Raw genomic sequence first — 11,925 nt, forward strand, 5'->3', positions numbered from 1 at the left:
ATTTCTATCCACTTTACAATACAACAACCCATGATTAAACGATTACTTGCATTCCTCCTATCGGTGTCAGTGATGTTCACCGCTAATGCACAAACGAAAACAGCGTCCGCGAATCAGAAGGCACTGACATCCACGCAAGCTATTGATAGTGTATTGCCTGTACGCGGACTCGCCATTGCCGCACCCTCTGCAAAAAGACTGGATGAGTTCGTTCGTTTTATTGAGCAGGAACTGGCTCCGGGCCGCATCAACCTGCTGATACTTCGGGTGGATTATAATTACGCATATGAAAGCCATCCCGAGCTAAGGGATTCATTCCCCCTCTCAAAAGCCGATGTAAAAAAGATCGTTGCAGCGGGAAAGAAGCATGGAATAAAGATCGCGCCGCAGATCAATTTACTGGGTCACCAATCCTGGGCAACAAAGACGACTGCGCTCTTACGCGTGTATCCAGAGTTTGATGAAACACCGCATGTAGATACCAAAAATTATACGGGATGGCCTAACGCTGATGGACTCTATTGCAAAAGTTATTGTCCCCTCCACCCCGGTGTACACAAAGTTGTATTTGCATTGGTGGATGAGATAATGGATGCCTTTGAAGCGGAATGGTTTCATGCCGGCATGGATGAGGTGTTCTATATTGGCGATGATAAATGTCCGCGGTGTAGTGGCAGGGATAAGGCAGAATTATTCGCGAATGAAGTGACGAAGATTCGTGAACATCTTGCTGCAAAGAACCGCCGACTGATGATTTGGGGAGATCGATTGATAGATGGGAAGACTACGGGTATCGGTATGTGGGAAGCAAGTATGAACAATACACACCGGGCGATAGACATGATCCCGAAAGATGTATTCATCTGCGACTGGCATTATGAAAGGCCGGATGCTACTGCAGTGTATTTTGCCATGAAAGGATTTTCAGTGGCTACCTGTCCATGGCGCAAGCCGGAATTGGCGCTCCAGCAGGTGGCGGATATGCAACGTTACCGTGAACAGGCAACAAAAGCAATGAAACCAAGGTTTGAGGGCATTATCGCGACGGTATGGTCGGGTGCAGATCGTTTCCTCGATAGTTATTACAATCCAGCTCTTGAGAAAGAGACGATTTCAGATGCACTCACGCTGAAGCGGCTGATGCAGGAGTTTAAGAAATTATAATGGGGTTGCTTGTTATTTAAGGCTGCCGGTTCCGAACACGATTTTCGGACTGCAGGATTTTCTTACAATTCGCAAGTATATAATTGGCTTTAGAATTTCCAGCTGATGCAAGTCATAATCCTTTTGCGTTAATAGGATTAGTTTTAGACCGGAGGGATTTCTATATGAAAGCACCCAACGAAACGCTGCGCAAAATACTTGTGTCCTGCGGACTGTTAGCCTCATTATTATACCTGGGGATGAATATATTTATTCCGATGGCCTACCCCGGGTATAACTATTCTGAACAAGCCGTCAGCGAATTATCGGCAGTAGGAGCAACCACCCGAAACAGTTGGATCTTCTGGGCTAATATATATGCTGTACTCAGCATTGCTTTTGGCATCGGAATCTGGTTGTCTGCAAAAGGGAAACGATCCTTGCAAATTGTAGCTGCGCTTATGGTGGTAAGTGCAGCTATAGGGCTCTTCTGGCCCCCCATGCACCAGCGGGAAGACCTGGTGGCTGGAAAGGGATCCACCACCGATACCTTGCATATTGTGTTTTCGGCAATTACTGTTCTTGCATTTTTGCTAATGATGGCTTTCAGTGCTGGAGCATGTGGTAAAAAATTCAGGATCTATGCCATCGGCAGCCTGGTGCTGATGATTATATTCCTTGGATTAACCGCATTACAATCCCCACAGATGGAAGCAAACCTGCCAACACCGCTGCTTGGAGTATGGGAAAGAATTGGCATAGGATTGTATATGCTCTGGATGGCTGTGTTTGCCCTTCAACTGCTTAGACAGCATGATCGCAAAAAGGGTGCCGCATGAATTTGATTATACCGAAGGTTTTTATACATTGGTAGTATAAACCAATTCATATGAGGCACCTTACCCTGATAGGCCTGTTAATTATTTTCTGTTTTACCGGTTATTCGCAACAGTATAAAAAGACGATCGAAAAGCAGTTCCTGACCTACACCAACCATATCATAGAAAAAGATTTCAAAGGAGCTTGTAATTATATCATTGAGGATTTCTTTAAAATTATTCCAAGGGAACAGCTTGTTCTGCTGATGGAGAAAACCTTCAACAACCCCGATATTGAATTTGCTATTGATTCTCCCAAAATCATAAAGATTGAAGACAGCAGGAAATTCAACGCAAACGACTATGCGCGATTACAATATTCAAACCTGCTGCGCATGAAATTCGTAATACCAGCAGAAGATGGCGAAGCAGTTTCTGGGGAAGAGAAAGAGATGACCACCAGCCTCACCAAAGCAAATCTTGAAAAAACATTCGGCGATCAGAACGTAAGGTATGATGCTGCAACAGGCTATTTCACCATATTCAGCATTAAGGATGTGGTTGCAACTTCTGCCGACGGCGAAAAATGGAAGTTTGTGGTGGTGGAAGAAAAGCAGAAACCCATACTAAGCAAATTCCTGCCAAAGGAAATGCTGCAATAAACTGATATGAATTTCTCTGTAGATAAATCCATGGAGATCCTCGAAAGAACTCCAGCCATCCTGAATACGCTGTTAAAGGGTATATCGGATGAGTGGTTATTTAATAACCAGGGACCAGAAACATGGTCTCCCTATGATATCATCGGGCATCTCATTCATGGGGAGAAGACTGACTGGATCCCACGTATGGAGATAATCCTTTCCGGAAGTGGAGAGAGACGCTTTGAGAAATTCGATCGCTTTGCTCAGTTTGAAGCAAGCAAGGGAAAAACAATCGACGAATTACTTGATGAATTCACATCCATAAGAGAAAAAAACCTACTGCTGCTTCGCTCTAAAAACCTCCGGGAAGCAGACCTCGCCAAAACCGGTATTCATCCCGCCTTTGGAGAGGTCACCCTGGCGCAATTGCTGGCAACCTGGGCGGTTCATGACCTGAACCATATTGCACAGATCAGCAGGGTAATGGCAGCGCAGTATAAAACAGCAGTAGGTCCATGGGTCGAATATCTTGGGATCCTGGGCAACACTAAAACAACTTAGTGAATGCTTTTCAAGGAAGTAAACTCCAGCTTACTAAACAGTGACTTGTCCTGCGTATCTATTTGTATATCAGTATAGCGTTCGTTGGGGAAGAAGACCGAGGTCATAACCGTAAGCCCGTCATCGGCCAACAACTCCACGGAAGCATCATCAACAACCAGACTCATATTCATTCCAGCCTCCTTACTAATGCGCGGCGCTGTATGACGTGCAGCAAATCCTTTTTCAAAAGACACCTTTCCTGAAAGTGTACGATCAATAAAATATTGATTGGCGGCCTTGTCAAATCCTATCAGTAGTTTCTCTCCCTTGCTATTGGAGAGCGTGATGGTATAGGAAGCAAGGGCAGTCGCTGCCAGATCCAATTTCGCTGCACCAGTAAGCTCGCCCTTCATATCCTCCAGGGTTATTTTCTTATCATTCAATACATCCAACTCTTTCACCAGGCTTGAAGCAACAAAATACTGTTCACCCACTTTCTCCATTCTAAGCTCACGGGGAAGGGTAGCTGCTCCACGCCATTTTTCAGTTGGAACAACATTGGCATACTGCCAGTTATTCATCCAGCCGATAAATAGTTTTCTATCGCCGGTATTGGCCCAGGTTATTCCGGCATAGTTATCCGGACCATAATCGATCCACTTTATATCCGTATTGTGCGGAGTGAAGGTAGTACCATCAAAATCGCCGGTGAAATACTGGGTGGCAGAACCACCATTCGGTCCACCCGGATTAATACTCACGATCAACACCCAAACCTGTTTACCATCATGCTCCATCGAAAAAAGATCAGGGCATTCCCACACGCCACCATGCGCACCAACTTCCTTTCCAAACTCCGACTCCTTTGTCCAGTTCTTCAGATCAGGAGAAGAGTAAAATGTTATGCGATCCATTGTTGCCAATGTCATGATCCATTTCTTCCCTGCCTCATACCACATCACCTTGGGATCACGGAAATCGCGGATACCAGGGTTTTTAAGAACAGGATTAGCAGCATATTTTTCCCATGTCTTGCCCTCATCGAGACTATAAGCTAAACTCTGGTACTGGAAAACGCTGCTGCCCGTCTTTTCCATTGGTGAATTGTGGTGCGTGAAAATAGCCACCAGCGGGGTTTTGCCATCCTTTCCAAAACCGGAAGTATTGTTGATATCGGCAACGGCAGAACCCGAAAAGATCCATCCCAGACTATCAGGATAGAGAGCCACCGGCTGGTGCTCCCAATGCACAAGGTCTTTGCTGGTGGCATGCGCCCAATGCATGGGGCCCCATACCGTACTATCCGGATAATACTGGTAAAACAAATGATACTGGTTATTGAAATACACCATACCATTAGGATCATTCATCCATTTCTCGGCAGGAGTAAAATGTACTTGTGGACGATGTGGCTCACCTGCCGATTGCGGCGTCCCGGAGGAGCCGCAACCAAGCAGTGAACCGACCACAACTGCTGCCATTAAACCATAAAATATTTTCATGTGGATCTGCTTTTGTTTATTGTAATTAGAATCAAAGGATCAATTCATCAGTAACCCGGATTCTGAATATACAACCCTTTGGTAAAAGTAATTTCTGACTGCGGAATGGGAAGGTATTCATCGCGACCGGCAGTAAACTTCGCTGTTGAAAGGTATGGCCTCCTCACCTTCTCCACATTTAAGTACTGGTTAAGTGTTGGCTCCGCAATACCCCAACGTACCAGGTCAAAGAAACGATGTCCCTCCGTTGCAAACTCAAGTCTTCTCTCCCATTGCAGTGCAAGTCGGGCATAGTCCTGTGTCCATCCTGCTGTAGGGTATGGCTTAACGTTATAGTTAGACGCGAAACTTCCATCCAGCTTTTTCAACCTTGATGTACTTGCCGCTGCCCTTTCCCTTATCTGGTTGATGAGCGGAAGCGCTTTATCATGCTGGCCCAGTTCAATATAAGCCTCCGCCTGCATCAGCAACACTTCATCAAATCTAAGGATGTCCTGGTTCTTCGCCACACCCATGAATGGCCCGTTCTTGAAATAAGATGGACTGGTGGCCAGTTGCTGGCTGCGCATGGTGTGGAAGTTTCCATAAACACCCGCATCACGTACCCAGCTATTGCTGAAGAGCTTAGTATTATCATACTTGTAAACATGCCCATCAATTCCTACTGTATGATCAAGCCTTACATCCACGGTAACCTTTGAAAGATCAGCGATGCCATTGTTGAAACCTGTCATATTAGGCAGGCCCTTATCATCAGTAGTATGCGCATTAACGAGGTTCTGCGTACCAGCATTGAATCCGCAACAGCCATACTGCGGTGCACCATGCGGATAGTTCAGTCCGTCTTCATAATTAAGTCTGCCGGAAGTAGTACCATCATTGATAGAGAACTGGATGGCAAAAATTGACTCGGGACTATTCTCGGTTTCGGGTAAGAAGTTATCCGCGATATCAGCATTCAATGCATACTTGCCTGATTCAATAACCGATTGGGTAAGATCAACCACCTCCTGCAGCCTTTGCTGATTGATGCTCACCACCTGGTGCTGCTCATCCTGCTGGTAGGCCTGGAACAAACGAAGCTTGGCCAGATATGCCTGTGCGGCATATTTGTTTGGTCTGCCGAGTTGCTGCTGAGTTTCGGGGAGGTTCTCAATGGCATATTCAAAATCGGCAGCTATCTTATTCCAGGATTCTTCCCAACCCAGATCATTTGATACCGCCAGGATCTCCTCAGCAGTAGCATTTTCATCGAAGATGGGAATGTTCTTGTAGAGACTCTTTAAAGTGAAATAACTATGTGCACGAAGGAACCTCAATTCTGCAAGTCTTGATTGCTTCTGCGGGAAATCCGCATCAGCAAGTCCATTCACGGCGCGGATCGCAACATTGGCGCGGGAGATAGATTTGTAAAGGTTCTTCCAGCTCCTTGAAATAAAGGCATCAAAGGTTGGTACAACCGTGTTGTAATGTTCCAGCGCGTCTATCTCAAATACATCGCCGGTACCGCCGCCACCTTTATAAGAGTCATCAGAGCGTACACTACCATACACCCACATACTATAGATAGGGCCTATCATATCTCCATTACCAATGGCAGCATAGGCTGCTGTTACCAGTCCCTCCACTGCTGTTGGGGAGGTAAGATCCTGTGATGACAATACACCTGTTGGTGTATATTCCAACTGCTTTTTACAACTGCCAAAACAGATCAGTGCTAAAGCGAAAATTGCGGTTATATATTGACGTTTCATTGTTCGTTTTTTTTAGTAGGTCAGAAAGAAGCGTTTACTCCAAAAGTGAATGTGCGTGGGATGGGAATTGGGCCAAGATCAATTCTCTCGGGGTCGGGACTCAAATGATCTTTGCTCTTGATGAGGAAAAGATTCTCTCCCATCAGGAAAAAGCGAAGCCTTGAGAAGATCGATTTTTGCTGAAGCGTATAACCCAACTGAACGTTCCTCATTTTGAAATAAGAAGTGCTCACGATAAAATAATCGGAGGTGCGTCCCTCGCTGTTATTGTCCTTCAATGTTAATGCAGGCACGTCGGTATTGGTGTTGGTGGGAGTCCAGCCGTTGAATACACCCGGACCAACATTTTCTCTTCCTCTCATGAGGTTATTGAATACGGTGTACACATCAAAACCTTCCCTGCCAGCTACGCCTGATCCGAAAACAGAGAGATCAAAATTCTTGTAGTTCATATCGATCCGCATACCATACTCGAGGTCGGGCAACTGCGTGCCGATCCAGGTACGGTCGAGGTCGTTGATCACGTTGTCGCCATTGATATCAACATAACGAATCCTTCCCGGACCTGCACCCACCTGCGTAGGCGCTTTATCAACTTCGCTCTGGCTCTGGAAAAGTCCGGCGGTTTTGTAACCGAATATATCAAACTGCGAATGACCAATAATGGTGTTCACGAGGTTACCCGGATAAGCCGGACGAACAACTTCTGGAAGCTCAGTGATCTTATCACGGAAATGCGCAAAATTCAGTTGAACATTATAAGTAAAGTCACCCTTTCTCTCACCCCTGTAGCCGATCACAAATTCCCATCCTTTGTTAGATTTAGAAGCACCATTCACGGTCTTCTGCTGACCTTCTCCCAGTGCTGATGCAATGGGTGGTGTGATCAGGATACCGGTTGTATTACGCGAGAAATAATCAAATGATCCGAAGATCTTATTCTCCAGCAACGCGAAGTCAACACCAGCGTTAATCTCTTCTGTTGTTTCCCAGCGAAGCTGCGAATTGGCGGCCTGCGTTTGCACGAAACCGGAAGGCAATACCCCTGTGTTACCACCACTAAGCGCATAGGCGGTACCGATATTCATATACTGCTCCCAGAAGCCACCAACCAATTGAGAAAGAACGGTACCATATCGGGTGTCGAACAAACCAAAACGGCTCAGGTCACCGATCTCCTGGTTACCCACGCGGCCGGCAGCCACGCGGAGTTTGAGCTCAGAGAACAATTTGCTATCGGCCATGAATGCTTCGCGGTCAATTCTCCATCCCAGTGAAGCGGCGGGAAAAATACCATAACGATTGTCGGCACCAAAGCGGGATGAACCATCACGGCGAATAGTAAACGAAGCGAGGTACCTGTCATCAAAACTATAATCCACCCTTCCGAAGAGTGAGAACAACCTGTTACCGGTTGATCCACCTGCAACAGTGGTATTTCCTGTTCCGGCACTCATCGTGAAATAGTCTTCTGTTTGTATGGCAAAATTTTCCTTACGGGTAAACTGGAAATCGAGATTTGTCTTGATGAATTCTGTTCCCGCCAGAAACTTAAAGCTGTGATCAGTACCAAGGTTCCAGTTATAACGGGCGGTATTGGAGAAAGTATAACTAAGGAATTTATTCTGGTCGTGCGATAAACTATTAGTGGTTCTGTTGAAAGCACCTTCTGTGAAAGTAGGCAGGATGATCTTGCTCAGGTAGGTGGCATAATCAGCACCCAATGTTGATTTGAAAAACAGGTTCTTAATAGGTTGAATTTCCACGAAAGCACTACCAAAAGCAGATACGCGGTTGGCATTATCCCAGCGCGACAGATACTGCATATGCAGCGGGTTGTTACGGTCGGAGTAACCCCCACCCGATGCGCCGGCAAATGTGACGCCATCTTTCTGATATACAGGAATGGTAGGCACCTGGAATACGGCGAGTGAAGTTGTTGAGGCACCACCAATATCCCTGCTGGTGAGGGTTTCATTGGAGTTGGCAACACGCATATTCATCCCGAAACTTACCCGGTTATCAAAGGCACGCGTAATAGCATTGATGCTACCGGCTATACGCTCGTAATCGGTGTAGCGTAACATACCGGTATTCTTGAAATGCTGAAGGTTCACCTCCAGAGATGAATTGCGGTTACCTGCAGAAACAGTTAAACTGTTGCTGGTAACGATACCTGTTTTATACATCACATCCTGCCAATCAGTATTGCCGGCCGGAGTGTTGGGATCACCACCAACAAAGGGCTGAACGGTTACGCTGTTGAGAACAGGATTATCATAATCGTTGTTCCAGTTGAAAGCATAGATCTCACCATAAGCAGCGGCGGGATCCTGGCGATCATTCACAGATGCCTGCCATAAAGCCCTGCCTCTGTCAACGGCATTCAGCATCTTGAAGCGGGCATGTTTTTCAGATTGTGCTGACACGCTGCTGTTGAACTGGAAGTTTACTTTACCGTCGGTATTTCCACCGTTTTTAGTAGTAACAACAATAACACCGTTGGATGCCCTTGCTCCATAAATAGAAGCAGCGGACGCATCTTTCAATACCTGCATGGAAGCGATGACAGCAGGATCGAGATTCTGAAATACTTCAGGCCTTGTGGTAGGGATACCATCGATCACATAAAGCGGATCAGTATTACCGAGTGTATTGGAACCACGGATAAGTATACGCGAACTACGGCCATTCACCGATCCGTCTTTTTCAATGTAAAGTCCGGCCACCCTGCCCTGCAACGCCTGCATGGCATTACCGGAGCTGTTATTCTTAACGGGTGTCATATCCACCACGGCAACGGCGCCGGTAAGATCGCGCTTTCGCTGGGTGGTATAACCGGTTACAACAACCACTTCCTCTGTTTTGGCAGAGCCTTCCATTTCAATAGATAGGTCATCCATATTATCGGTGACCGGAATAGTTATGGCGGTTAAACCGGAGTAGGTAATGGTGATCGATTCACCAACATTGGCATCAATGGAAAATTTTCCATTGGCATCAGTAGTAGTGGCACGATTCTTCACCTGGATAGAAGCACCCTGCAGCGGGGACTTGTCAATTTTGCTGGTAACCGTTCCGGTTATTTTTTTCTGCTGAGCATACGAAGATGCCAGGAGCAGCAACATGGGGATTAGCAATAGCAATTTTCTCATAACATCGTTTTTAAATAATTAGCGGGTGTTGTTTGGGTTCATATATGGTGATCAGTTGCTCAAAGCCTGTTGGCGAATAAGCTGGTTGATCTCTTCCAGCTGGTAATCGGGACAAGGGCCGCTGTAGCTGGCTACCAATGCACCTAGGGCGCTGGCTGTCATCAGCATCTCATCGGGTTTTGCACCATTTGCGTACTGAGAAAGCAGTCCGGCAAAAAAGGCATCTCCACTTCCCACCGTATCAGCAACCTCCACTTTAAAGCCAGGGTGCTGGTAGAGATGGCCGTTGAAATTGAACATGGCGCCTTCGCTACCACGGGTAACTACAACCGAAGGAATATGGAAGCGATCCTGTATCAGTTTAATTCGATCTGCTGCTGATGGAAACTTGCTGAACCAGCCGGTGATCAATTCCAGTTCGGCCAGGTTGAGCTTGAGGAAATCGGCCTGTTGTAAGAGTTTTTCAATGACGCGGCGATTATAATGCGGCGGACGAAGATTTATATCCAGCACTTTGTAGGGTGCTATTTCCAGCAGGCGGTAAAGGGTATTGCGGGATGCGGTACTTCGGGTGGCGAGGCTGCCATATACAAAGAAGCGCGCGTCATGGAGCAGGGCCTCAAAGCGATCATCCCAATGGATATTATCCCAGGCAACGGGCTTCACGATATCATAGCTCACTTCATGGTGTTCACCTATGGTGGCGATGACGGTACCGGTAGGCAGGTTAGCATCCAGCTGGAAATAATCGGTGCTGATTTCCTGCTCCTGCATTAGCTGGAGTAAACGCTTACCCCAGTCGTCGAGACCAATTCGGGTGATCATGGACGGTACCATCCCTAACTTATTCAGGTGATAGGCAACATTCATGGGAGCACCACCGGGTTTGGCACCCGTGGGAAGTATATCCCAGAGGATCTCCCCAAAGCAAACCAGTTTGTTGTTGACAGGTGTATTCATGGCAGTCGTTTTAAGATTTTGAGAAAAGCGTTTAATGCATCACGATAGAGTGTTCCAGTTGCTCGAGGCTCTTGCCCTTGGTTTCGGGCATCAGCTTCCATACGAAGAGCAGTTGCACCACCATCATGATACAGAAGAATAAAAAGGTATTTCCGCCACCCAGGCTTTCAGCAAGCATGGGAAAAGAGAAGGCCACCACGGCTGCCATCACCCAATGCGTAAGGCTGCCGAGTGTTTGTCCCTTTGCCCTCACCTGGTTAGGGAAGATTTCAGAGATGAAAACCCAGATCACAGCGCCCTGCGAGAAGGCGAAGAAGGCAATATATACCAGTAGGAGAACGGTGATCATGAGTCCGCCGAAATCATTGAGGTAAAAAGCGCGGGATACCAGTCCGAGGGTCAGTATCAATCCGAATGAACCGATCATCATAAGGGTTCTCCTCCCGAAGCGGTCGATGAAGTTGAGGGCTATCAGGGTGAAGAGCAGGTTAACGGCGCCGATGCCTACGCTGGATAAAAGGGAGGATTGTTTGCCGAGGCCGGTCATCTCGAAAATGCGCGGGGCATAATAGATGATGGCATTGATGCCCGATACCTGGTTGAAAACGGCGAAGCTAACGGCGAGGAATACCGGAAAGCGGTTCTTGCGGGTAAAGAGAGTGGTATTATCTTCTTCCCCAGCAACCTGAACAGCATCCTGGCGGATCATGTTTACGTCTTCTTTATAACCTTCGGGATTAATAATTTTCAGCACCTCTTCCGCTTCGGCGATACGGTTCTTCTTGAGGATCAGCCAGCGCGGACTCTCAGGAACCAGCCTAAGCATCAGTAGGAAAATGAGGGAGGGGACCACCTGAACCCCCAGCATCCAGCGCCAGGAATTTTCGCCTTCCATACCGATGAGGTAGTTGGTAAGATAGGAGACGAGGATACCGAGAACGATATTGAACTGGAACATGGCCACCAGTTTACCGCGGCTTTTGGGAGGCGAGATCTCGGAAATATAAATCGGGGCCGTTACGGAAGAAGCGCCAACCCCTATACCCCCCAGGAGGCGGAAGAGGAGGAAGATATACCAGTTGGTAGCAAGAGCTGTTCCGATGGAGGAAAGCAGGTAAAGAACGGCGATCAGGATCAGGGTCTTTTTACGGCCCAGTTTCTCAGAGGGGAACCTGCCCAGCAGGGCACCAAGGATGGTGCCGATAAGCGCAATGGAAACGGTAAGTCCGTGTTCAAAGGCGCTGAGGCTCCAATAGGTCTGGATCGACTGTTCCGCGCCGGAGATCACCGCGGTATCGAATCCGAAGAGGAAACCTCCCAGCGCCACGACGACGCTCCATAACAAAACTTTTCTGTTCATGTGACAAGCAATTTGAAGCAAACTACCGTTTCATTATGGCGGAAGG

Annotated in this window: 9 protein-coding genes; 4 read left to right on the forward strand and 5 right to left on the reverse strand. The window is 47.1% G+C overall.

From position 1 onward, the window contains the following. The first annotated feature begins 30 nt into the window (after positions 1-30). The 4 genes from V6M43_RS07230 to V6M43_RS07245 all read left to right on the forward strand — a co-directional run bounded on the left by V6M43_RS07230 (position 31) and on the right by V6M43_RS07245 (position 3,166). On the forward strand, positions 31-1,164 hold the full coding sequence (locus tag V6M43_RS07230) for a family 20 glycosylhydrolase (RefSeq protein WP_332733755.1): 1,134 nt from the start codon (positions 31-33) through the stop codon (positions 1,162-1,164). Positions 1,165-1,328: 164 nt separating this feature from the next. Continuing rightward, positions 1,329-1,982 carry a DUF998 domain-containing protein gene (locus tag V6M43_RS07235; RefSeq protein WP_332733756.1) on the forward strand — a complete coding sequence of 218 codons (654 nt, stop codon included), beginning with the start codon at positions 1,329-1,331 and terminating at the stop codon, positions 1,980-1,982. Between the two features lie 50 nt (positions 1,983-2,032). Further along, a complete protein-coding gene (locus V6M43_RS07240) occupies positions 2,033-2,623 on the forward strand; it encodes a hypothetical protein (protein ID WP_332733758.1) in 591 nt (196 codons plus the stop codon). 6 nt (positions 2,624-2,629) lie between these two features. Then, positions 2,630-3,166, forward strand: a complete 537-nt coding sequence (locus V6M43_RS07245) for a DinB family protein (RefSeq protein WP_332733760.1) — start codon at positions 2,630-2,632, stop codon at positions 3,164-3,166. Here V6M43_RS07245 and V6M43_RS07250 read toward each other — a convergent pair. From V6M43_RS07250 to V6M43_RS07270, 5 genes are read right to left on the reverse strand one after another with little or no spacing between them, the layout of a single operon-like run. Next, the gene (locus V6M43_RS07250; RefSeq protein WP_332733762.1) at positions 3,163-4,650 is read right to left on the reverse strand and encodes a glycoside hydrolase family 32 protein; all 1,488 of its coding nucleotides are present in this window, start codon (positions 4,648-4,650) and stop codon (positions 3,163-3,165) included. The two genes, V6M43_RS07245 and V6M43_RS07250, sit on opposite strands and share 4 nt — an antisense overlap. 47 nt (positions 4,651-4,697) lie before the next feature. Continuing rightward, on the reverse strand, positions 4,698-6,404 hold the full coding sequence (locus V6M43_RS07255) for a RagB/SusD family nutrient uptake outer membrane protein (protein WP_332733764.1): 1,707 nt from the start codon (positions 6,402-6,404) through the stop codon (positions 4,698-4,700). Positions 6,405-6,424: 20 nt separating this feature from the next. Next, positions 6,425-9,559, reverse strand: a complete 3,135-nt coding sequence (locus tag V6M43_RS07260; RefSeq protein ID WP_332733766.1) for a SusC/RagA family TonB-linked outer membrane protein — start codon at positions 9,557-9,559, stop codon at positions 6,425-6,427. Positions 9,560-9,610: 51 nt separating this feature from the next. Further along, positions 9,611-10,519 carry a carbohydrate kinase family protein gene (locus V6M43_RS07265; protein ID WP_332733768.1) on the reverse strand — a complete coding sequence of 303 codons (909 nt, stop codon included), beginning with the start codon at positions 10,517-10,519 and terminating at the stop codon, positions 9,611-9,613. A gap of 31 nt (positions 10,520-10,550) precedes the next feature. Further along, entirely contained in the window at positions 10,551-11,879 is a 1,329-nt protein-coding gene (locus V6M43_RS07270; RefSeq protein WP_332733770.1) for a sugar porter family MFS transporter, read from the reverse strand. Between the last annotated feature and the right edge of the window lie 46 nt (positions 11,880-11,925).

This window comes from Flavihumibacter sp., assembly GCF_036676075.1.
Lineage (GTDB): Bacteria > Bacteroidota > Bacteroidia > Chitinophagales > Chitinophagaceae > Flavihumibacter.

Coding starts and splice junctions, on each gene's coding strand:
- V6M43_RS07230 (WP_332733755.1), top strand. CDS start 31: ATGATTAAACGATTACTTGCATTCCTCCTATCGGTGTCAGTGATGTTC.
- V6M43_RS07235 (WP_332733756.1), top strand. CDS start 1,329: ATGAAAGCACCCAACGAAACGCTGCGCAAAATACTTGTGTCCTGCGGA.
- V6M43_RS07240 (WP_332733758.1), top strand. CDS start 2,033: ATGAGGCACCTTACCCTGATAGGCCTGTTAATTATTTTCTGTTTTACC.
- V6M43_RS07245 (WP_332733760.1), top strand. CDS start 2,630: ATGAATTTCTCTGTAGATAAATCCATGGAGATCCTCGAAAGAACTCCA.
- V6M43_RS07250 (WP_332733762.1), bottom strand. CDS start 4,650: ATGAAAATATTTTATGGTTTAATGGCAGCAGTTGTGGTCGGTTCACTG.
- V6M43_RS07255 (WP_332733764.1), bottom strand. CDS start 6,404: ATGAAACGTCAATATATAACCGCAATTTTCGCTTTAGCACTGATCTGT.
- V6M43_RS07260 (WP_332733766.1), bottom strand. CDS start 9,559: ATGAGAAAATTGCTATTGCTAATCCCCATGTTGCTGCTCCTGGCATCT.
- V6M43_RS07265 (WP_332733768.1), bottom strand. CDS start 10,519: ATGAATACACCTGTCAACAACAAACTGGTTTGCTTTGGGGAGATCCTC.
- V6M43_RS07270 (WP_332733770.1), bottom strand. CDS start 11,879: ATGAACAGAAAAGTTTTGTTATGGAGCGTCGTCGTGGCGCTGGGAGGT.